This is a genomic window from Desulfosoma sp. (assembly GCF_052743555.1).
Genome location: NZ_JBRAHS010000010.1, coordinates 22,415 through 44,850 on the forward strand (window position 1 = coordinate 22,415; position 22,436 = coordinate 44,850).

Here is a 22,436-nt window from a genome sequence, read left to right on the forward strand (position 1 = left end):
GGGAGCAGCGCAAGCCGCGATGCCTGAGCGCGCCTTGCGGCAATCCAATGGAATGAAAAGAAAACGGCCCCCAAAAGCCATTGTCGGACACGCCCCTGTGCGCCATGCAGGAGGGTGCGTTCCGCTGCCTTGGCCCACCGTTCAGGCCTTGCCCGATAAAGGGGGGGTGTCGTGCAGTCGCCAGGGATGCTTTCGAGTGATCTCATAAAGGTCCTTTAAGGCTCTGAGAATGGCCAAGACCTCTTCCAGAGGCACGGAATTGGGGCCATCACAGAGCGCCCGATCCGGATCCTCGTGAACTTCCATAAACACCCCGTCGGCTCCCGCCGCCACGGCCGCTCGAGCCAGGCTTTCCACATAGCGACGTTCCCCTCCGGAAGCCGTGCCCTGGCCTCCGGGAATCTGCACACTGTGGGTGGCGTCAAACACCAGGGGATACGCAGACCGGCTGAGCAGGTTCACCGAACGCATATCCACCACCAAGGTGTTGTAGCCAAAGCACGTGCCTCGTTCGGTGATGAAAATTTGTCGATTCCCCGCGCTTTCCGCCTTTCGAACCACGTGAAACATATCCCAAGGCGCCAGGAATTGAGCCTTTTTGAGATTGATGGGCATTCCCGTTTTGGCAGCGGCCACCACTAGGTCCGTTTGTCGCGCCAAAAAAGCGGGGATTTGTAAAACATCCACGACTCGAGCCGCCGCCGCGACCTCTGCCACGGCATGGACATCGGTGATCACGGGCACGCCCACCTGGGATCGCACGCGTTCCAAAATCTTGAGGCCTTTTTCCAACCCGGGGCCACGATACGATGTAACGGAGGTGCGGTTGGCCTTGTCGTAGGAGCTCTTAAAGATATAGGGAATATCCAGTTCCCGACACATGCGGGCCATGGACGACGCCACGCGCACAGCCAGACCTTCGCTCTCCAGAACACAAGGTCCTGCGATGACAAAAAACCGATCCTTGCCAAAGGGCTGCCCCTGAATCCAAATAGAAGGCACCGTGTCGCTTCCCATGGATTACTCCCTTTCTTGCCGCTCACTCACCGAGGCCGAATCCTTCCCGCTGGCCTCATGGCCTCTTCCTTCACTATATTCCAGTGCCTTTTCCACAAAGGCTGTGAAGAGCGGATGAGGGTGCATGGGCCTGGACTTGAATTCCGGGTGGAATTGACAGCCCAAAAACCACGGATGATCGGCCAGCTCGATGATCTCCACCAGGTTGCGGTCCGGGGACAACCCCGTAAAGCGCAATCCGGCCCGGCCCAAAATGTCCCGGTACTCGTTGTTGAACTCGTACCGGTGCCGATGTCTTTCCGATATTTCCACCTTTTTGTAGGCCGCATGGGCAAAGCTGCCCGGCTCCAGCAGGCATGGATAGGCCCCAAGGCGCATGGTGCCTCCCAAATCGGCGTCCTCATCCCGATGCACTCGCCGGTTGTTTTTGTAATCTAACCATTCCCGCATGAGAAAGATCACGGGGTGGGGCGTGTGCTTGTCAATTTCCATGCTGTGCGCCCCTTCCAGACCCGCCACGTGCCGGGCAAATTCCACCACCGCCATTTGCATGCCAAGGCATATGCCGAAAAAAGGAACCCCACGTTCTCGAGCATAGCGGATGGCCTTGATCTTGCCCTCGATCCCTCGAGACCCGAAACCTCCAGGCACGAGAATGCCGTCCGCCTGCTCCAGCAACGCCTCCCCCCCGGTGCGTTCCACGTCTTCCGAATCGATGTATTGGAGGTGGACTCGAGCGTCGTTGGCGGCTCCGCCGTGAGCCAGCGCCTCGTTGAGGCTCTTGTAGGATTCTCGCAGATCAATGTACTTGCCCACCACAGCGATGGTCACATGGCGAGACGGATTTTTCATGCGCCCAATGAGTTCCCGCCAGTCATCCAGGTGAGGTGCACGGGTCCAGATGTTGAGCTTTTTCAGAATCTTTTCATCCAGCCCTTCTTCGTGAAAACACAAGGGCACCTCGTAGATGCACTCCACATCCTTGGCCGTGATGACAGCGTCCGGTTCCACATTACAAAAATGGCCGATCTTGGCCTTGATGTCCTTGGACAAAGGAAACTCCGTTCGGCACAGCAAAATATCCGGCTGAATACCGATACCTCGCAGTTCCTTGACGCTGTGCTGCGTGGGCTTGGTTTTCACCTCCCCCGCGGCCTTCACATACGGCACCAGAGTCACATGAATGTAGAGGGCGTTTTCCCGGCCCACATCAATGCGAAACTGGCGGATGGCCTCTAAGAAGGGCAAGCTCTCTATGTCCCCGACGGTTCCGCCGATCTCCACAATGACCAGATCCACCCCTTCGGCCACCTGACGAATGCAGGCCTTGATCTCGTCGGTCACATGGGGAATGACCTGCACCGTGCCTCCTAGATAGTCCCCTCGCCGCTCCTTGGTGATCACGCTGTAATAGATGCTGCCCGACGTATAGTTGTTGCGCTTGCTCATGCGCGCATGGGTAAAGCGCTCGTAATGGCCGAGATCCAGGTCCGTTTCCGCCCCATCATCCGTGACGTACACTTCGCCATGCTGAAAGGGATTCATGGTGCCCGGATCCACATTGATGTAAGGATCCAGTTTTTGCAGCGTCACTCGAAGGCCGCGGCTTTCCATGAGCGCTCCGATGGAAGCGGCCGCCAGACCCTTGCCCAAGGAGGAAAGAACCCCTCCGGTAATGAAGATATACTTGGGTTCTCTCAAAACGTTGATCCTTTCTCGCCCCAGGTGGCCGAAACCGTCACACCCCAACAAGGCTTGCGCACACGCGCCCAGTATAGCGCAGGGCCCACTCAAGTCAACGCACGGACTGTCCGGCCTTGCGGCCACCATGTACGATTTTTCTCTTGCAATCCGGAGCCACTTTTCTTAGGCTTCGGTACGAAGGGGCCCTGGATTGGGGCAGGCCCGCCACCGCAGCGCACAAAACATCGATCAGCACGTCTTACCGTCTCGATCGGCAGGTTCCGCAATGATCGTACGTCATTGGATGACCACGGATGTGGTAACCACCGCCAAAGAGGCATCCATTCAGGATGCCTTGAAACTGATGAAGCGTCATTCCATACGCCATTTGCCCGTGGTGCAATCGGACGGCACCTTGGTCGGCTGGGTGACGGACGCGGACCTGCGCAGCGTGCTCATCGCCTCCATGTTGGAAGATCTTTCTGTGGAAGACGTCATGGTGCGACGGCCCATCACGGTCAGCCCCGACGATTCTCTGGAAACAGCCGCGCAGCTGGCCCTGGAAAACCGCATCGGGGGCCTGCCCGTGGTGGACGGGTCCAAACTTGTGGGCGTCATCACGGTGGTGGATATGCTCTCGGCTTTCATTTCCATGCTGGGTTTGATGCAAAGTTCCAGTCGACTCGATGTGAAGTTGGTCGGCCCCAAACAGTCCCTGGACAGTGTCACGCGGCTGCTGCAGGATCAAGGGGCCGAAATCATCAGTGTGTGTCATGTACGGCCCACTAAGGCCGATGAGGCCGTGTACTCCTTTCGCCTCAAGAAGTGTTCCATGGAACCGATCCTCGGATCCTTGAAGGAGGAAGGCATCGAAGTTGTTTCGGCGGAGGTGTGAACATTCCACCGATTTAAAAAAGGCAAGACCGGTAAAACCCGCATTGTGATGCATCCTTCATGAGCCCTGAGCCCAAAGCGGGCACGGCCATCTCACGCGGACATTCCTCTAACGCCTCATTCCTTCCTCACGCGCCATTTTCACCAGGGTTTTACTGTCGTTTTCGCATGGCGTTTTCAAAGAAGGTTACTGCCTGCGCGGCAGGTGGGTGCAGGGGTTTCCAGACCTGAGAAATCATCGGTTCGGCAAAGGAGGTGGTGTGGAGCACGCGTAGTAAAGTGCGGGAACCGTGACTTGATGCCGGGCGATGAGGCGCTGCAGGCATCCATGTCCAACGAGCAGGTCAAGGAGGATTAAGCATGGCGAAGATACCGGAAAACTATCTCCCCCCAAAAGACATGTGGCCCGAATACATTGTGCCGGAAGAATTTGCCGACACCCCGATGGAACTCAATCTGGCCGACTATCTTCTGGACAGGCATGTTCGAGAAGGGCGGGGAGACAACATTGCCATCAAGTTCATGGACAAGCAGTTCACTTACGCCCAGCTTCAACAGATGGTCAACAAGTTCGGCAACGCTCTGAAAGCCGCCGGCGTTGAACCTCAAGACCGCATCGGCATTCGTCTGGTCAACTCCCCTCAGGCCCTTGTCACCATTTTTGCCATTGAAAAGATCGGGGCCATTCCCATTCCCACCTCGCCTTTATGGTCCAAGGAAGAGGTGGCCTTTGTGGTCAACAATGCGGAAATGAAATACTTCGTGGTCAATGCGCCGCTCATGGGCCCCGTGGAAGAAGCAAAGCCGGATTTTGAATACGGCACCAAGGTCATCGTCATCGGCGGCAACCCTGATGAGGTCAAGGCGCAGGGCAACCTAGTCTATGAAGAAATGCTGCAGCAGGGATCCCCCGACCTGCAAGCGACCATGCTCAAGGCCAACGACATCGGGGTCATTCTGTACACTTCAGGCACCACGGGCATGCCCAAGGGTTGCGTGCATTTCGTTCGCCCCGTGATCATTGAATCCCGCTTGGTGAACAAGTACGTGTACAACTTGAAGCCGGGTGACGTTTTGGGCGGCGCGGCTCCGGTTTCCTTTGCGGCCGGCTTCGGCACCTTCACGCTCATTCCCTTTGAAGGCGGTGCGGCCATCTCGCTGCTGCCCAAATTCGCCCCCGCCGACATGATGGAACTCATTCAAAAACACAAAATCACCGTGCTCACAGGGCTGCCGACGGCCTATCGAGCCCTAATGAAATTCCCCGACTTCAAGAAATACGACTTCAGCAGTGTGCGTCTGTGCACCTCCGGCGGTGACGCGTTGGGGGCAGAAACCCTGGAAGGTTGGAAGAACCTGACAGGTCAACCTATTTGGGAAGGTTTGGGTGGCACCGAGATGCTGCACCTGCTCACCTCAAACACCTTGAATCCTGAGCCTGTGCCTAATTCCATCGGCAAGGCCTTGCCCGGCGTGTTGGTGCGCGTGGTGGATGGAGAATGGAAGGATTGCAAGCCCAACGACGTGGGCAGCATGATCATCAAGGGTCCGTCGGGCACCTTGTACTGGAAGCCTTACGTGGATGGAGAGCGCTTGCTCAAGTCCCAGCAAAAGGGTGTCAAGAACGGCTGGAACCAAATGGGCGACGCCGTTTACATGCGCGAAGACGGCAACATCTTCTTCGTGTCCCGCGAAGACGACATGATCAAGAGTTCCGGCTACCGCATCGGCCCTGCGGAAGTGGAAGAAGCCATTCTGAAACATCCGGCCGTGGCGGATTGCGGTGTCATCGGTGTGCCGGATCCGGAAAAAGGCCAGGTCACCAAGGCCTTCATCGTCCTCAAACCCGGCTATGAAGGCGGAGACGCGTTCTTTGAGGAACTGAAAGAATTCCTCAAGCAGCACATCGCCGTCTACAAGCTGCCGCGCCTTGTGGAATACGTGGACAGCTTGCCGAGAACACCGACCGGAAAGCTGCTCCGGCGTATGCTGAGGAAATAAAGGCTTAAGGCGCATTCACATAACGACGAGGCGGCATGGGCTCTATGCCGCCTCTTCCATTTGGGTTATAGTTCCTTGTCACGGCAAGAAGCAGGGAAAATGCGAGTGCGCCATCTTTCCAGCACAGCGGATGGCGTGAGGCTGTATGGCGCCTTGCAGCCTTCCTGGAAAAGTAAGCCGTGACAGCGACACTCAAACACACTCCCCGGAGCTTGCGCTAGAGGGGAAAAAAGCGGTTCTGGCGCGCCCGCGGGAGTCCTTAAGCGTGGGTTTCTTTGAGATTCCCGCTGCATGCCCACCTGCGGACGCCCCATGGGGGTGCTGGGAGCCGCCCATGCGGCCGTGGCGAAATTGGGGCGAGGCGGGCGCTGACCACAGAAAGGGAGGAAAGGGCCATGGCATTTCGAGTCACCGTGCTCTGTGAAAACACCGTTCCCGTGCCTGGGCTCATCGGGGAACACGGCTTTGCCGCCTACGTGGAAACGCCGAAAGCCACCCTGCTCTTTGATACGGGCCAAGGATTCGGTTTAATTCAAAACTCCCTCCGCCTCAAAAAGGATCTTTCCAAGGTGGACAAGCTGGTGCTCAGTCACGGCCACTTTGACCACACGGGGGGCATGTTGGCTTTTCTTGGAGTGCGTGGCCCGTGCCCGGTGGTGGCCCATTCGGACGTGCTTTTGGAACGGTTTCGCTACATGCCTGTGGGCCCTGTGGAAAAACCCGTTTCCATCGGCTTGCCATGGAAAGAGGCCTATCTGACAACTCGGGGCGCTCAATTTCAGTGGGTGGAAACCTTCGAGGAAATTGCCCCAGATGTGTTCGTGACGGGGGAAGTGCCTCGGCGCACCGATTTTGAAACGGGAGACCCCAAGTTTGTGCTTCGGTCCAACGGCGACTGGACACCCGACCCCTTTCGCGACGACTACTCCATGGCCCTGAAAACATCCAGAGGCCTTGTGGTCATTTTGGGTTGCGCCCATGCCGGGTTGATCAACATTTTGGACCATCTGACCCGCCATACGGGGGAAACCCGCGTCTACGCCGTCCTTGGGGGAACGCACCTGGGCTTTTCGCCCCTGGACCAGCTCAACAGGACCATGGAAGCCCTCAAGCGCTTTGATATCCAGATTCTCGCGGTCAGCCACTGCACCGGCCAAGGGCCCATTGCCAGGCTCTCAGCGGCATTCGGAACCCATTTCGCTTTTGCCCCCGTCGGCTACGTGTTGGAGGTGGCGGATTGAGGCAGCCGACACAGACCATCTTGCCCCTTTCGGCCCCATAGCCTATGGTGGGTGCGTGGATACGCGCAAAAGACATTTCATAAAGGCTGCATGAGGCAGCTAGGAAGGAATGGGGACGATGCGGCGGCCATGGGTGTTGTGGCTGTGCGTTTTTCTGTGGGTCGCGGAGGTCGCGGCCGTCCATGCTCAAGGGCCGCCGGGTGATGTGGTGCGCCTTGGAGCCGTGAATCCGCTTACAGGAAAACTGGCCAATCACGGTCAGGAAATCCTCAGCGGCATTGAAACGGCGGTGGAAGAGGTCAATGCGGGGGGTGGAATCGGCGGTCGCCGAGTGCAGCTGGTGTCGAGAGATGATCAGAGTCATCCGGAAACGGCGATCAATCAGGTGCAAGACTTGATCTATCGCGAAAAGGTGACGGCATTGACGGGCGGCTACGTGGATTCGTTGGTCGGCCCCATCAGCCAGCTGGCCTCCAAAGCCCAAGTGCCCTATGTGGCCTCGGCGAGCCTGCAAAAAGACCTCACTTTGCGGGGCAAGAATCCCTTCTTTTTCCGCATCACGCATCTTAACGGGGTCACAGAACCCCTGTGCCAATTTCTTCCTCAGATCTTACCCGGCAAGAAAGTGGCTATTTTGCATGCCGCCACGCCTGGCGCTACGGAATTTTCTCAAACCCTATTTCAGTGTCTTCGCGATGCGGGCATGGATTTGGTTTTGGTGGAAAAGTTTCGCTCCGGCACCCCTGACTTTTCACCGATTCTTCTCAAAATGCGCTCTCTTCAGGTGGACGTGCTCATTAGTGCCGCCTTTTTTTCGGATCACCTGATCCTGGTACGGCAGATTCGTGAACAAAAGGTTCCTCTGACAGCCTACGTCGGACCGTGGGGCGTGGCCTACCCGGAATTCATTCAACAAATGGGCAGTGCTGCCGAAAACCTTGTGGGCCTGAGTGCCTGGCATTCGGATTTTCCATATCCGGGAACGGAAGAAGAATCGCAGCGGTTTACGGAAAAATTTCGAGCCACCTACGGGCGTGAGCCCACGTCCACGGTCATGCACGGGTATACTTCCGCTCGAGTGCTGCTTGAAGCCATGCGCGCCGTGACGGAGCGCGCCGCTCCGTTGGACGGCCCCCACATCGCGGAAGCCCTCAGAAACATGGACCTCACGGGGCCCATGGGACGTGTGCAATTCGATGCCCATGGTGATCCCCTGCATTATCGGCAGCTGGTGGTTCAGATTCAAAATGGTCGGCTTGTGCCGATTTTTCCGGCGCAGCGCGCCCAAGGTTCCTGGATTCCCATGACGGTGCCAGCGCATTAGCACGGCGGGCAAAGATCATGTGGACTCAATTCGTGATCGGTGTTTTTTCCCTCGGCTTTTTCTACACTCTGACCGCCTTGGGATTTTCCCTCATCTTTGGCGTCACCCACGCCTTTAACCTGGCTCATGGAGAACTGATCGTTCTGAGCGGTTATCTGGCCTATGCCTTGATGAAGGGTTACGGCTGGGCCTTTTGGATGACACTTCCCGTCTGCATGCTGTGCCTCAGCCTGCTTCTCGTGGGCATCCATCAGTTGCTCAACCGAGTGGGCGAGCCCTTTGAGCTGAATTCTCTGGTCATGACTTTCGGCCTGGCCCTTATCGCGCAAAATCTCATGCTTTTCCTGTTCAGTGCCGACTACCGCCTGATCCCTTCCTTTGAAGAGCCGGTCTGGGCCTCTTTGCGAGGCGCGCAGGTGACCTCCACGCACCTCTGGAGCCTTCTTCTGTCTTCCACGGCTACAGCCGCCGTCTATCTGATGCTGCACCACACCTTTGTGGGTAAAGCGCTGCGGGCCACGATTCAGGAACGTGAGGCGGCCAGACTCGCGGGCATTCATGTGCAGCGTATGAAAACGCTGGCTTTCGCCATCGGCGGCCTACTGATCGGCCTTGCGGGGCCGCTCTTTGGTCGCCTGGCCTATCTGCATCCGGCCGGGGGGATGGAGGCGACGCTCATTGCCATTGTGATCACCATTTTTGCCGGCGTAGGGCACGTGCGAAGCCTTTGGGTGGGCGCGTGTGTTCTGGCGGCTTTGGAATCCGGTGCCGCGCTGGTGCTGGGGACGAACTGGCGGGAACTGGTCAGTGCGCTGATTCTCATCTTCTTGTTGCTGTGGAAACCTCACGGACTGCTGGTGGGGAAAAGGTCGGCCCCGGAACTGTGAAAAAAAAGCTCTTTTGTTCCTCGCTCATCTTTTGGACTGTCATCCTAGCATTGGCGGCATGGCCGGCAGCGACACCTCACGCGGATTTGCTCTGCCGGGTTCTATCCATGGCTTTTCTTTACGCCGTCATGGCCATGGCCTGGAACTTGACGGCCTTGAGCGGTCTGATTTCATTGGGGCACGCCGCCTATTTCGGACTTGGCGCCTACGGCGCCGCTCTCATGGACCAATACGGCTTCGCCCACATCGCCTGGACTCTCACAGCGGCGGCCCTCAGCGCCGGGGTCTACGGAGCGCTCTGCGCCGCCGTGTTTCGAAGCCTTCGCGGGGCCACCTTCGCTCTCGTTTCCTTGGCTGCCGTAGAAATTCCCAAAGTCATCGCGGACAATTGGGAATCGGTCACTTTTGGGTCTTTGGGCCTGGTCGGCGTCGCCCCATTGCCCGTCCTTCGCGTGGCCGGGCTGACCCTTGATTTTGCCTCCAACCTCTTTGCTCAGTACTACGCTTTGTTGGGCGTACTCCTTGCCGGCATCTGGGTGCATCGCAAGGCCATTCATTCCCGCTGGGGCTGGGCCCTGCGCGCCATTCGAGAAGATGAGCAAGCGGCAGGGGTTCTCGGCGTTCCCGTGCATGCGCTGCGCTGGAGCGCCATGACGCTGAGCGCGGTGATCACGGGCTTGTGCGGCGGGCTGTACGCGCATGTGCACGGTTTTGTGGAACCCCCTCTCGTCTTCAGTGCCCATCTTTCGGCCATGCCTTTGGTGCTTTCCATCCTCGGAGGGCGTTTTCGCTGGTACGGTCCGGCCCTCGGGGCCCTGTTTCTGTATCCCTTGGACCAACTGGTCTTGCACCCGGTCATGCCCGCGGGACATGCGGCGATCTACGGCCTGGTGATCGTCGCCGCCGTGCTCTTTTTTCCAAGGGGCCTGGGATCTTGGAAGAAATGAAACGGGTCTTGGAAATTCATCATCTGGAGGTTCGCTTCGGCACACGCACCGTCTTAAAGGATGTGAGCTTTGCCGTGCACGAAGGCGAAATCGTCAGCCTCATTGGCCCCAACGGCGCAGGCAAGACAACGCTTTTTAACGTCATCTCTGGCCTGGTGCGAGCCTCCTCGGGTGACGTGATCTTCATGGGACGCCCCATCACCGGCTGGGCGCCCCATCGCGTGTGCCGAGCGGGCATCGCTCGGACTTTTCAAATTGCGCGCCCTTTTCCTGAGATGACCGCGGAAGAAAACGTGCTCATCGCCATGTGGTTCGGCAAACCACCTTCTCAGGAACCGCACGCTATGGCAAACAAGGAGAAAGCGGCCGCATGGCTTCACCTGGTCGGGCTCGAAGAGAAGCGCCACACCCTTGGAAAAGAACTCACCCTTTCCGAACAACGACGCCTGGAGGTGGCTCGGGCCCTGGCGACTCGCCCCTCGTTGCTGCTTTTGGACGAAATCGCCGCGGGACTGAGCCCTTATGCTGTCAATCAGGCCGCCCAATTGGTGCAGTCGTTGCGTGAGCGTGGCATGACCATTTTGCTGGTGGACCATTTCTTGAACCTCACGGCCCGCGTCTCCGATCGCCTGGTGGCGTTGGACCAAGGAGAAAAAATCGTGGAAGGTTCACCCCAGGAAGTGTTGCACCATCCGGAAGTGCTGTCGGCGTATTTGGGAGAACGTGAAAGGGCGGACGAAGCATGACCCGGACTCCTCAAAACGACGGTGCTCCCCTGCTTCAGGTCCACAACCTTTGCGCCTCCATCGGTGCCACGCCCGTACTTCAGGACGTGTCCTTCAGCGTCTGGCCGAAGCAGATTGTCGCCATGATTGGACCCAACGGCGCCGGAAAAACCACCATTTTGAAAGCCGTCGCGGGCATCATACGGCCGGTTTCGGCGCAGATTCTCTACAACGGGGTGCGCATCGACGGGCTGGACGTAGCCGACATCGTTCCTTTGGGGTTGGTGTATGTTCCGGAGGGAATGAGTGTGTTTCCGGAGATGTCCGTGTTGGAAAACCTGGAGGTGGGCGGCTATCTGCACCGCCACCGCATTGGCGAAAGGCTGCGGCTCGTGTTTTGCCTGTTTCCGGAGCTGAAAGCTAAGAAGCGGCAAAGGGCCGGAGCATTAAGCGGGGGAGAAAAGCGCATGGTCGTCCTGGGCCGCGGCCTGATGGCCGGAGCTCGCCTCCTGTTGCTGGACGATCCCTTTCTCGGGCTCAGCCCCAAAGTGGTGCGCCGGTTTTGCAGCGCCTTTCAACAACTGCGAAAAAGCGGGCTGACACTTCTCATCGCCGGTCAGCATGTGCGCCGCATCTTGCGGGTCGCCGACGTGGCTTTTCTTATCGAAGACGGTGCCATCACCTTGACGGGTCCCGGCCCCGAAATTCTGCACCACCACCATGTCATTCAAATACTTTTCGGCGACACCAAGGACTCTAGCCAAAACGTCCCGTGATGTAGTCTTCGGTCAGTTTGTGGCGCGGTCGCGTAAAAATCCGGTCCGTCGGCCCCACTTCAATGAGATCGCCCATGTGAAAAAAGGCTGTTCGTTGGGACACGCGAGCGGCCTGCTGCATGGAATGGGTGACAATGACGATGCTGTACTGGGTTCGCAATTCGTGGATCAGATCTTCAATGCGTCCCGTGGCGATGGGATCTAAGGCCGAACACGGCTCATCCATGAGAATCACTTCGGGATTCACCGCGATGGTTCGAGCAATGCACAGCCTCTGTTGCTGGCCTCCGGACAGCCCGGTTCCCGACTGATGCAGTCGATCCTTGACTTCTTCCCACAGGCCGGCTTTGCGCAACGACGTTTCCACAATCTCGTCCAGTTCCTCACGGCTTTGCGCCAGCCCGTGAATTTTGGGACCATAGGCCACATTGTCGTAAATGGACTTCGGAAAAGGATTGGGTTTTTGAAAGACCATGCCCACCTGGGCGCGCAGCAACACCACGTCCAGATCGGGATCGTAGATGTCCTGCCCGTCCAAGGTGATGGTGCCCGTAACTCGACATCCTTCAATGGTGTCGTTCATGCGATTGAGGCATCGAAGAAAGGTGGACTTGCCGCATCCCGACGGGCCGATCATAGCCAGCACTTCATTGCGGCCGATGTCAATGGACACGTTCCGAATGGCTTCCTTGCCCCCGTAAAAGACGCTCACATGGCGGCACATCATGCGAGGATCCGCCACATGGACATCCCCGACCGTCTTTGTAGAAGGCTTTCCAGGCTGCCCCTTGTCTTTGACGTCGTCGTGCGCCACCGTGGCATCCCCCAGTGTCGAATCTTTGCAGATCTTTAAATTCGTGGCACCCACTAGAGTATTGAACCCCATCACCATAATCCATCTCACTCCAGTGCGCCAGGGCGTGCAAGGACCGAAAAACTCCGGCCCTTGCACGTGCCGGACGGCTTTAAGCTTTACAAGCCGTTATTGCACAGCCATGGTTTTCATGGCACGCGCCGCTTCGCGGATGGAGGCCCGCTCCGCTTCGGGGAGCGGAATCAAGCCTTTGTCGGCTAGATAGCCTTGGGGTCCCCAGGCCTTTTCTTCGGTAAATTCCTGGACGAATTCTTGAATTCCAGGAATGCTCCCCACATGAGCCTTTTTCACGTAAAAGAAAAGGGGCCTGGACAAGGGATACTCCTGCGCCGAGATGGTTTCAAAAACCGGTGCCACACCATTGACTAGAGCTCCCTGAATCTTGTCCGTGTTTTGATCCAGAAAACTGAATCCGAAAACGCCCACCGCCTTAGGGTTGGCCAGAAGTTTTTGAACGATGAGATTGTCGTTTTCCCCGGCATCGATCCAGGCGCCGTCTTCGCGAAGGCTATGGGCCACCTTTTTGAAGGCTTTTTCATCGGTCTTTTTTAGCGCCTTGAGAGCATCAATTTCCAAGGCCCCTTCTTCCATGGCCAATTCCAGAAAGGCGTCCCGAGTTCCTGAAGTCGGCGGAGGCCCAAGCACTTCGATCTTTTGGTCCGGCAAGGCCGAGTTAACCTCTTTCCAGGTCTTGTGCGGGTTTTTTACCAGAGTATTTCCTCCCTTGGGATCGGGAATTTCAGCCGCCAGGGCCAAAAAGATGTCCTTTCGCGTCAGTTGCATCACGGGAGCCTTTTTGCTGTTGGCCAAGACAATGCCGTCATAGCCGATCTTGACCTCCACCAGCTCACGTACACCGTTTTGTGCGCAGGTTTCCAATTCAGATTTCTTGATGGCCCGCGACGCGTTGCTGATGTCGGGATGTTCTACGCCCACACCGGCACAGAAAAGCTTGAATCCGCCACCGGTTCCCGTGGATTCCACTTTAGGGGTCTTGAAACCGTAGGCCTTGCCGAACTGTTCGGCCACGGCCGTAGAGAAAGGATATACAGTGGAAGATCCCACGATATAGATATAGTCTCGCGCTTGAACCTCCGGGGGTACTTGAAACACCCCGACCATAGACAAACACAGTACTACCAAACCTAGACGCTTCATGGCCTGCTCCTTTTTCGTCACTGAAGGGGTTGTTTTCATGCAAACTCTGCAATTGCCACAACGTCCTCGCTCTTTTGAAGCCTCGAATCGCCTTCAGTCCTCAAAAAAGCTTTCAGATACGCGCTCTCTTGACACCATGGCCGCAAACAAAATTCTCTTTTTTGCACCTCCTTTCTTTACCACCGTCGTTCAAAACGGTTTCTTAGGTAGACCGCCGTGGCATTCATGGTGATAAGGAAAGCCAGCAACACCATGATGGCCGCCGATGTCTTTTCCACAAAGGCGCGTTCGGCACTGTCCGCCCACAAGTAGACCTGGACGGGCAGGACGGTGGCCGGATCGGTGAATCCTCGAGGAATGTCCACAATAAAAGCGACCATGCCCACCATGAGCAGCGGAGCGGTTTCCCCCAGTGCCCTGGCCATGCCGATGATGGTCCCTGTGAGCATGCCCGGCAGAGCCAAAGGCAGCACGTGATGAAACACCGCCTGCATCGGCGATGCTCCCACACTCAACGCTGCATCGCGAATGGATGGCGGCACGGCCTGTAGGGAAGAACGGCCGGCGATGATGATGGTGGGCAAGGTCATGAGGGTCAGAACCAGACCGCCCACCAGAGGGGAAGAGCGAGGCAGGCCGAAAAAGGAAAGAAAGACAGCCAAGCCCAAAAGACCAAAGACGATGGAAGGCACGGCCGCCAGATTGTTGATGTTGACTTCGATGACGTCGGTCCAGCGGTTCTTGGGAGCGAATTCTTCCAGGTAGACGGCCGCGGCCACACCCATGGGAAAGGAAAGGGCCAGCGTGACCAACAGGGTGTAAAAGGATCCGGCCACAGCGCCAAAAATTCCGGCCAATTCCGGCTCTCGAGAATCCCCCGAGGTGAAAAAGGCGGTGTTCCAATGTTTCGCCAGTCGCCCCTGAGATGTGAGCGTATCAAGCCACCGAAGGCTTCGCTCACTCAAGCGCCCTTCAGATGCCGCAGAACGGCGATCCACATGACCCTTTGTCACCATATCCACATCATCGTCGGCCGGAACCCACACGGGGATCGTTCTGCCGATCACCGCAGTGTCCTCCAAGACCTTGGCTCGAACCACCGCACCAGCGCCCCCACTGACCAGACGGAAAAGTTCCCTTTTTTCCTGCCTTGCCCGCACATCCGGAAAAAGCCTTTCCAGGCTCCTTTTCACCAGGCTTTGGTAATCCGCCTGGTCCAAGTTGCCCACATGAACCACATCGGGATCCACATAAACGTCTAGAAGCAGCTCCGTGCGCTGAAAAGCCATGTAGCCCTTGGAAACGATGTCCCCAAACATGAAGGCCAGAAAGGCCAGGGCACAGGCCACCGCCGTCATCCCCAGCCTCTGAAACCTCTTTTCAGCTCGGTAACGCTTGCGCAATCCCGCCTGCACCACGTGCACCGTTCGGGAATGCTGCGATGCCAAGACAGAAGAAGAAGTAGCGGTTTGATTATTCATACTGCTCCCGATATTTTCGTACGACGTAAAGGGCAATGATGTTGAGGATCAAGGTCGCCACAAACAACACCAGTCCCAAGGCAAAGGCCGCCAGTGTCTTGGGACTGTCGAATTCCTGATCGCCCACAAGCAGGGTGACGATCTGCACCGTGACAGTGGTGACGGCCGAAAGGGGATTGACCGTCAAGTTGGCGGCCAAACCTGCTGCCATGACGACAATCATGGTCTCGCCAATGGCTCGAGACACCCCCAACAGCACTCCGCCCACAATGCCGGGCAAGGCCGCCGGCAAGACCACCTTCTTGATAGTTTCCGAACGGGTGGCCCCCAAGGCCAGCGAGCCGTCTCTGAGGTCGTTGGGCACGGCATGGATCACGTCGTCCGACAAGGAGGAGACAAAGGGCACGATCATGAGGCCCATGACCAAACCAGCGGCTAAAGCGCTCTCCGAGGCCACGGAAAAGCCCAAGCTTTCTCCCAGGCGGCGGATGAGGGGGCCGACGGTCAAGGCGGCAAAAAAACCGTAAACCACCGTGGGAATTCCTGCCAAAATTTCCAAAATGGGTTTGACCATGGCGCGCATCTTTCGTGGAGCGTACTCGCTGAGGTAAATCGCCGAAAAGAGCCCCAAAGGCAAGGCGACACTCATGGCGATAGCAGCGATGAGAAGCGTCCCTGTAAAGACGGGAATCATGCCAAAAGCGCCAGAGGCCCCCACCTGATCCGCCCGAATCGCCATCTGCGGGCTCCACTTCAGACCCAAGAAAAATTCCCACCAGGGAACCAGCTGAAAAAACCTTAGAGCCTCAAAAAGCACGGAAAAGACAATGCCGACGGTTGTAAAGACGGCGAGCGTGGAGGCCATGAGCAAAAAGAAACGAAAAAGCTTTTCCACCTGAGTGCGCGCTCGAAAAGAAACCCTGATCTTCCAATAGCCGATCTGCATCCCTAGGGCCGCCAGGCCTAACACAGCGACCCACAGGGCCTTTCCGGTCATGGCGTGCAGCCTTCTGTAGTGCTCGGCCGCAGCCTGTATGGCAGGGTCCGCTTGATCTGAGACGATGGCGCCTTTGGCCAAGTTCTTCACATCATTAAGCACCAGACCCAAACGATCCGAGGGAAGGTTTTGAAGGGATTCCGGCAAATAGCGGATCACCCATCGCTCCAAAACCACCGGTTGCAAAAAAAACCATAGGAGAAAAACGAGCAGGGCCGGAAGCGCACACCATAAGGCCACGTACGCTCCGTAATAACGGGGTCTGGAAGCAAGGTGCCTGGCGTGGGCTTTGCCGCCGATCAAGCAAAGGGCGCGGCGTTGTCCCAAGACATAAGCGCTTGCACTGAGGACAAGGACGGTGCAAAAGACGAGGCCGTTCATTTACATTCTCTCTCAATATCATGAGACGTGGCGCGCTTCATTGCAGCGCTTTAGGATCCAGGACATCCTAAGCCACGCGTGTGAACGGGACGTTACCGAAATGTGACAATCGTGTTACAGTGATATTGAAGGATTAAACCCCGAAGATTCGTGGCGATTTTCAAGCGGAACTGAGCATGTCACCGTAATGACACACAATCATCACAGCTTCGTGACACAATGCGCATTACATACCCATGCCCATCATGGAGTAGCAAGGTCGCGCCTTTGAGAGGATAAGTGGGGGCATTTCCACCCCTTGCGCCAAGAAGATCGTTGGAAGGGTCGATGAGTTTTCGGGGCATGGAAAGCCCCCTTTTATGAATTCACGAAACGACCCTTTTGAAAGATTTTTTGAACATAGAACTTGGCCTTGAGGTTAGATTTAGGTTAGATTTTGGCTATGGAGGTGTCTGTGGCTCGAGGAAAAATCCTGGTGGTTGAAGACGACAAGGACATTTTGAATCTGGTGGCCTGGCACCTCAAAGCAGCCGACTACGAGGTCCTCAAAGCCGAAGACGGTGTCTCGGCTCTAGAGAAGTCCTTGCGCGAAAAGCCGGACCTGATCGTTTTGGACCTCATGCTGCCCGGCATGGACGGACTGGACGTGTGTAAGGCTATAAAACGCCAACAAGAGACGGCCTCCATTCCCATCATCATGCTGACGGCTCGAGGCGAGGAAGCGGACCGCATTTTGGGTCTGGAACTGGGAGGGGACGACTACGTGGTTAAGCCGTTCAGTCCCAAAGAACTGGTCCTTCGCGTGCAAGCGGTGCTTCGTCGCAGCGCCCCCCCTACGCCGACACAGGATGCCCTGACGGTGGAAGGGCTTCGAGTGGATCCGCACGCCCATCGCGTATGGATCGACAAAAGAGAGGTCACTCTGACGGCCACCGAATTTAAGCTTCTTCTGGAATTGATGACCCATAAAGGCCGCGTTTTGTCTCGAGACCGACTCTTGGATCGCGTATGGGGATATCAGTTTGACGGCTATGCCCGGACGGTGGACACCCATATTCGCCGACTTCGTCAAAAGCTGGAAGATTATGCTGGTTTCGTGGAAACCATCCGGGGCGTCGGCTATCGTTTTCGAGACCGGAGTGGTTCATGAAGTCTTTGAGCGTGCGCACTCGGCTGCTTGTGGCCTTTTGGATCCTGCTGCTGGTGTGTGTTCTGGCACCGAGCACGTACTTTCACCACCAGCTGCATCGGGTGCTCTTGGAGGAGTCCGAAAAGAGACTGCACCAGGAATTGACTTTCCTCATTTGGTCTTTGAAAAATCACGTGCCGTTTCCCTGGCTCAGTGATCTGGATGACTGGTGCACGCAGGCCGGCTCCCTTCTGGGTCTGCGCATCACTTACATCGCGCAAGGCGGTCGCGTGGTGGCTGACAGCCATGTACCCTATGACAAACTGGGATTCATGGAAGATCACTGGAACCGCCCCGAAGTGGTGGGCGCCCGACAGAACGGCTTTGGGTTCAGCCTGCACAGCAGCGACACGATCCGCAAAAACCTGCTCTACGGCGCCATGCCCGTCTCACAGATCCCCAATCTTCCTTCAGGCATTCTGCGCATCGCTATGCCCGTGTCTCAAATCAAAGCCACTTTGGATCAACAGCGCAGGCATCTGTGGTGGATTTTGGGATTGTCCTTCATGGGCACAGGTCTCCTCGCTTTTGCCTTTTCACGCCTCATGGAAAAACCTCTTACGCCGCTGCTGGACATAGTGCGCTCTCTGGGACGTCGCGAATTTCATCGACCACGGCCTTCGGGTTATCCGGTGCTGGACGCCTTGGGCGAGGCGTTGCAGAAAACGTCGGCACGCGTCGAAGGGCAAATCAAGGCCTTGGAGGATCAGCGCGCGCAACTGCAGGCCATTCTGGAAGGGATGAAAGAGGGTGTTTTTCTTCTGGATGCCGAGGGGCGCATTCAGAGTGCCAATCGTGCCGCTTTACAGATCCAGCGTGCCCCAAGGTCTCCTGTGGGTTTGAAACCCTTGGAAGTTTTCTTGAACCCCGACTTGCAAAAGGCCTGTGACCAGGTCCTGGCTGGACGCGATACCGCGCATGTGGAAATCATTCTGGACCCGGAACGCCACTTCGACGTGCATGTGGTCTCCTTGCGCACGCCCATGGTGCCGCAAGGCGCCGTTGTGGTCCTGCACGATATCACGGAACTGAAACGCCTGGCCAGGATTCGCCGTGATTTTGTGGCCAATGTGTCCCACGAACTGCGCACCCCCCTGACCGCGGTCAAAGGGTATGCCGAAACCCTCTTGGAAAGCCCATGTGTGCAGGATTCGGAAGCCAAAATGTTTGTGGAAACGATTTTGCGCAAAGCCAACCACATGACCCGAATGGTCAATGACTTGCTCACGCTCACTCGGTTGGAGAGCCAACCGTCACAGGTTCCTCAAGAGGCCGTGGACGCCGCCGGCGCCGTCGCTGCCGCCGTGGAAACCTGTTATCCGGAAGCGCGAAAGCGCCATATGGACATTCACATCCTTTTTCCTCAGCAACCCCTGTGGGTGCGGGCCCACCGCGATGCTCTGGTGCAGGTTTTTCAAAACCTTTTGGATAACGCCATACGATACAGTCATCCATCGACCCCCATTCGCATTCGGGCTCAACTGCAGGCAGACACCGTTCTTTTCACCGTCGAAGATGAAGGGCCGGGTATTCCCTTGGAACATCAAGCTCGAGTCTTTGAACGCTTTTACCGCGTGGATCGACAAAAAGAGAGTCCTTCGGGAAGCACGGGTCTAGGGCTTGCCATCTGCCGCCACATTGTGCAGAACATGGGAGGACGGGTTTGGGTGGAAAGCCCGGTGCGGGGCACAGAGCGGGGCACGGCTTTCTGCTTCACGGTGCACCGTGCCGATGAGTCGGAGAGGAAAGAGGCATTGAAGGGTTAAGGAGCGCCCATCTTTGGAGAGGAACTCATGAAATCACACTTTATTCACCAGATGGAAGAACTGCGCATGACCATTCTTGAAATGGCGACCTTGACGGAAACCGCCATGCAAAAAGCCCTTCATGCCTTTAAGACTCGAGATGAGAAGCTGGCCTCTCAGGTGATCCAGGGAGACCAGACCGTGAATCAGCTGGAAATGAAAGTCGATCATCTGGGCCTGTCCTTACTGGCCTTGGAACAGCCGGTCGCCAAGGATCTTCGGTTTATTATCGGAGCCTTGCGCATGAGCATCGATCTGGAACGCATTGCCGACCAGGCGGTCAATATTGCGCAGCGTGCCCTGTTCTTGGCACAGAGACCGCCCATGGACTTCATTCCTGAACTGGACGCCTTAGCGAACACGGCCATGGATATGCTGCGGGTGGCCATCAGTGCCTTCGCGCAGCAAAGCGTTACCCAAGCCTACGATGTATGCCAAATGGACGACGAAGCCGACGAACTGAACGATAAGGTCCTGCGCCGCATGATAGACCTCATGGTCACCGAAAGCCGAGCCATCGAAAGGGGCGTGCAAACCATTATCACCGCGCGGTGCCTGGAGCGGGTCGCAGACCAGACCACCAATATCGCCGAAAGCGTGATTTTCATTGTGGAAGGTGTCAATATCAAACACCGTTACGAACCTTAGGAGGCCCTTCGAAAAGGCCGCCTGAGGGAGCGGCGCAGGCCGCAAACCCGCAGCGAGCCTGGGGCCGCTTTTGCAAAACCCATCTAAAAAGGCCTTTGTGGAGTGCCATTGTTTGGGCACGGACGACCCGCCATGCATGAAGCACATGCGTGCACCAATATGGGTGAGCGCGCTGGAGGTTTCCCATGATCTTCCCTTGACAGGCTGCCATCGATTTTCTAGAGTGCGTTCGGCGTTGAAACTCTATGGTGCCGTCATTACTGGCCTCTGCAAAAACTTCTAAAGCAGCAACAATTGGATCGGTGGTGTGTGCGCCGCCAAATGACAATCTTTTCCACATACGTTGTGAGTCTTATCCTGAAGTGTGCTGCGCATTCCACATTCCATGACCACGGAAGCGGGGGAAATATTCATGGGCGACAGTGAAATCAAGAACCTAGTGGAATACATCGCTCGCGCTCTGGCGGAGTATCCCGACAAAGTCCAAGTGCGGGAAATCAACGGCCACCAGCTCTCGGTCATCGAACTGAGGGCGGCCAAAGAGGATCTGGGAAAGATCATCGGCAAGGAAGGCCGAAACGCCCACGCCATTCGCACCATCATGAATGCCGCGGCAACCAAGTTGCGCAAAAGGGCCGTGTTGGAAATTCTGGAATAGTCCCTCACGGAGTCCATGTCGGTGGAGCGGAACCTTGAGAAGCCGCCCTGTTTCGGGAATGCGGCCCGTGTCTGCCCACGCAATGAAGACGGCTTCATTGAACCTCAAAGAGATTGTCTTGCGTGCCCCTACGTGCGCTCGTGTCTTCAGGCAGCGCTGCAAGCCGAGGGAACCTTGAGGGCGGATGCGAAAAGCGCTCCATTAGCGGAGAGTTCGCTGGGTCGATTTCTCAAACGATGGTCGGAAAGAAAGCGTTTGGCCGCAGGCGCTGACAAGAGTTCTAAGCCGGCTTAAAGGAGCCTGTTCGAGAACATCCTCAGGAGGAGCGCCGCAAGCCGCGACTTTGTCTCGCGCCTTTTGGCGCTTTTACAGGATGAAACGAAAACGGCCCCGAAAAGCCATTCTCGGACAGGCGCCTTGGAGGCCTGTTTGACACGGCGGGGCAGGGGAGCGGCGTGACCTGAGGGGCTGGCATTAGGTCGTGCACTGTTCCGCCACGCTCCAGCCAAAGCGATGATTTTTGAACAAGCGCCATGGAGCGATTCGAATATTGTCATTTATGTCCACAGCGCCTCTACGAGAGCCGCAGGTGTCTCGCCCGCTTTGCTGTGAGCCACAACCCGCCCTTCCCGGCAATCCGTCGCACAGACCGCCTTCGGGACCTGCGGCGGTCGTGGTTTTTTGAGCTTTGACGCTTTCACTTCGGCCCCAGGACACACTTCCATGCATGCCGAGGCAACAAAGGCGGCTTGCGATTTTGTCTTTCGAGATCTTCATCCTCGAGTGCTTGTGGGCACGGCCAGCGATCGTTACAGCGGCTGGATCGGCCAAATCTATACAGCATCCCGCTATGAAAACCGCATGGGGCAAAGGGTTCAAAAGGTGGGCTCAAGAAGCTTCACGTCCCTGGTGCTTCCCGTAGATAGTGTCCAAGAATATTTTGAACATTTTCCCGCTTTGGAATTGGATTTTACCTTTTACAGCCTGCTTCTGAGCCCTGACGGGGAACCCACGGACAGCTATCGAACCCTGGAACGATACGCCGAACACCTGCCCCCTGACGCTCGAGTACTTCTCAAAGTGCCTCAAAAAGTGTGCGCATGGCGGCTGTGGACCGGCGCTCAGGCCTTGAGCAATCCGAGCTTTCTGGATCCCGACCTGTTTCGCGAGGCCTTTTACCAACCGGCTGTTCATCTTCTTGGCGATCGACTCGCCGCCTTGATCTTTGAACAGGAATATCATCGAAAAGGCGATCGGCTGCATCCCGACGATTTGGCCGCGCGACTGGCCACGTTTTTTGACGCCGCGCCCAAAGATGCCCGTTACCATGTGGAAATGAGAACCCCAAGCTACCTTAGCCCACCGGTCTTTCGCGTTCTTGCCCAATACGGCGTCGGCCAGGTGCTGTCTCATTGGACCTGGTTGCCTTCTCTGCGCCAGCAATGGCAACGCAGCGGACAACGTTTTTTCAATGCCTCCCGTTGGGTGGTGCTGCGCTGGCTCACGCCGAGAGGTATGCGCTACGAGGAAGCGTATGCTCGAGCCCATCCTTTCGATCGTCTGGTGGAAGACATGATCCAGCCGAGCCTGTTTCAGGAAACGGCTGAAGTGGTGGCGCGTGGCCTGAAGGCCGATCAGACCGTGTGCATCATCATCAACAACCGTGCGGGAGGCAACGCGCCGTTGCTGGCACGGCAATTGGTGATGACCCTTGTGGAACGATCGGTGCTGTGAGCTTTCAAGGACCAAG

At 56.8% G+C, this 22,436-nt stretch carries 19 protein-coding genes; 13 read left to right on the forward strand and 6 right to left on the reverse strand.

What is annotated here, in order from left to right; all coding sequences use genetic code 11:
- Positions 1-141 precede the first annotated feature (141 nt).
- Together kdsA and ACUVSA_RS07815 are read right to left on the reverse strand one after the other, a co-directional pair.
- On the reverse strand, positions 142-1,017 hold the full coding sequence (kdsA, locus tag ACUVSA_RS07810) for a 3-deoxy-8-phosphooctulonate synthase (RefSeq protein ID WP_445894385.1): 876 nt from the start codon (positions 1,015-1,017) through the stop codon (positions 142-144).
- Between the two features lie 3 nt (positions 1,018-1,020).
- Entirely contained in the window at positions 1,021-2,718 is a 1,698-nt protein-coding gene (locus ACUVSA_RS07815) for a CTP synthase (RefSeq protein ID WP_445894386.1), read from the reverse strand.
- Between the two features lie 268 nt (positions 2,719-2,986).
- On the opposite strand from ACUVSA_RS07815, the gene ACUVSA_RS07820 reads away from it, so the two are divergent.
- The 8 genes from ACUVSA_RS07820 to ACUVSA_RS07855 all read left to right on the forward strand — a co-directional run bounded on the left by ACUVSA_RS07820 (position 2,987) and on the right by ACUVSA_RS07855 (position 11,495).
- Positions 2,987-3,595 carry a CBS domain-containing protein gene (locus tag ACUVSA_RS07820; RefSeq protein ID WP_445894387.1) on the forward strand — a complete coding sequence of 203 codons (609 nt, stop codon included), beginning with the start codon at positions 2,987-2,989 and terminating at the stop codon, positions 3,593-3,595.
- Between the two features lie 359 nt (positions 3,596-3,954).
- Positions 3,955-5,595, forward strand: coding sequence for an acyl-CoA synthetase (locus ACUVSA_RS07825; protein WP_445894388.1), 1,641 nt, complete (start codon positions 3,955-3,957; stop codon positions 5,593-5,595).
- A gap of 395 nt (positions 5,596-5,990) precedes the next feature.
- A complete protein-coding gene (locus tag ACUVSA_RS07830; protein WP_445891155.1) occupies positions 5,991-6,836 on the forward strand; it encodes an MBL fold metallo-hydrolase in 846 nt (281 codons plus the stop codon).
- Between the two features lie 118 nt (positions 6,837-6,954).
- A complete protein-coding gene (locus tag ACUVSA_RS07835) occupies positions 6,955-8,160 on the forward strand; it encodes an ABC transporter substrate-binding protein (RefSeq protein ID WP_445894389.1) in 1,206 nt (401 codons plus the stop codon).
- A 17-nt stretch (positions 8,161-8,177) separates the two neighbouring features.
- Complete coding sequence (locus ACUVSA_RS07840; protein ID WP_445891153.1) at positions 8,178-9,047, forward strand: branched-chain amino acid ABC transporter permease; 870 nt, start codon at positions 8,178-8,180, stop codon at positions 9,045-9,047.
- The gene (locus tag ACUVSA_RS07845; protein WP_445894390.1) at positions 9,044-9,994 is read left to right on the forward strand and encodes a branched-chain amino acid ABC transporter permease; all 951 of its coding nucleotides are present in this window, start codon (positions 9,044-9,046) and stop codon (positions 9,992-9,994) included. The genes ACUVSA_RS07840 and ACUVSA_RS07845 overlap by 4 nt, the downstream gene beginning before the upstream one ends.
- Complete coding sequence (locus ACUVSA_RS07850; protein ID WP_445891179.1) at positions 9,991-10,740, forward strand: ABC transporter ATP-binding protein; 750 nt, start codon at positions 9,991-9,993, stop codon at positions 10,738-10,740. The genes ACUVSA_RS07845 and ACUVSA_RS07850 overlap by 4 nt, the downstream gene beginning before the upstream one ends.
- Positions 10,737-11,495, forward strand: a complete 759-nt coding sequence (locus ACUVSA_RS07855; RefSeq protein WP_445891151.1) for an ABC transporter ATP-binding protein — start codon at positions 10,737-10,739, stop codon at positions 11,493-11,495. Before ACUVSA_RS07850 ends, ACUVSA_RS07855 begins: the two co-directional genes overlap by 4 nt.
- Here the strand turns inward: ACUVSA_RS07855 and pstB are convergent.
- The 4 genes from pstB to pstC all read right to left on the reverse strand — a co-directional run bounded on the left by pstB (position 11,476) and on the right by pstC (position 16,386).
- A complete protein-coding gene (gene pstB / locus ACUVSA_RS07860) occupies positions 11,476-12,381 on the reverse strand; it encodes a phosphate ABC transporter ATP-binding protein PstB (protein ID WP_445891150.1) in 906 nt (301 codons plus the stop codon). The two genes, ACUVSA_RS07855 and pstB, sit on opposite strands and share 20 nt — an antisense overlap.
- A 96-nt stretch (positions 12,382-12,477) precedes the next feature.
- Positions 12,478-13,527 carry a PstS family phosphate ABC transporter substrate-binding protein gene (locus ACUVSA_RS07865; RefSeq protein ID WP_445894391.1) on the reverse strand — a complete coding sequence of 350 codons (1,050 nt, stop codon included), beginning with the start codon at positions 13,525-13,527 and terminating at the stop codon, positions 12,478-12,480.
- A gap of 176 nt (positions 13,528-13,703) precedes the next feature.
- The gene (gene pstA / locus ACUVSA_RS07870) at positions 13,704-15,008 is read right to left on the reverse strand and encodes a phosphate ABC transporter permease PstA (RefSeq protein ID WP_445894392.1); all 1,305 of its coding nucleotides are present in this window, start codon (positions 15,006-15,008) and stop codon (positions 13,704-13,706) included.
- A complete protein-coding gene (gene pstC / locus ACUVSA_RS07875; protein ID WP_445894393.1) occupies positions 15,001-16,386 on the reverse strand; it encodes a phosphate ABC transporter permease subunit PstC in 1,386 nt (461 codons plus the stop codon). Before pstC ends, pstA begins: the two co-directional genes overlap by 8 nt.
- Before the next feature lie 454 nt (positions 16,387-16,840).
- On the opposite strand from pstC, the gene ACUVSA_RS07880 reads away from it, so the two are divergent.
- The 5 genes from ACUVSA_RS07880 (at position 16,841) to ACUVSA_RS07900 (ending at position 22,420) form a co-directional block, all read left to right on the forward strand.
- Positions 16,841-17,536, forward strand: a complete 696-nt coding sequence (locus ACUVSA_RS07880; RefSeq protein ID WP_445891146.1) for a response regulator — start codon at positions 16,841-16,843, stop codon at positions 17,534-17,536.
- The gene (locus ACUVSA_RS07885; protein ID WP_445894394.1) at positions 17,533-19,341 is read left to right on the forward strand and encodes a sensor histidine kinase; all 1,809 of its coding nucleotides are present in this window, start codon (positions 17,533-17,535) and stop codon (positions 19,339-19,341) included. The genes ACUVSA_RS07880 and ACUVSA_RS07885 overlap by 4 nt, the downstream gene beginning before the upstream one ends.
- Before the next feature lie 27 nt (positions 19,342-19,368).
- A complete protein-coding gene (gene phoU, locus ACUVSA_RS07890; protein ID WP_445894395.1) occupies positions 19,369-20,028 on the forward strand; it encodes a phosphate signaling complex protein PhoU in 660 nt (219 codons plus the stop codon).
- A gap of 412 nt (positions 20,029-20,440) precedes the next feature.
- Positions 20,441-20,686 carry a KH domain-containing protein gene (locus tag ACUVSA_RS07895; RefSeq protein ID WP_123290957.1) on the forward strand — a complete coding sequence of 82 codons (246 nt, stop codon included), beginning with the start codon at positions 20,441-20,443 and terminating at the stop codon, positions 20,684-20,686.
- 723 nt (positions 20,687-21,409) lie between these two features.
- Positions 21,410-22,420, forward strand: a complete 1,011-nt coding sequence (locus ACUVSA_RS07900) for a DUF72 domain-containing protein (protein WP_445894396.1) — start codon at positions 21,410-21,412, stop codon at positions 22,418-22,420.
- Positions 22,421-22,436: the final 16 nt, after the last annotated feature.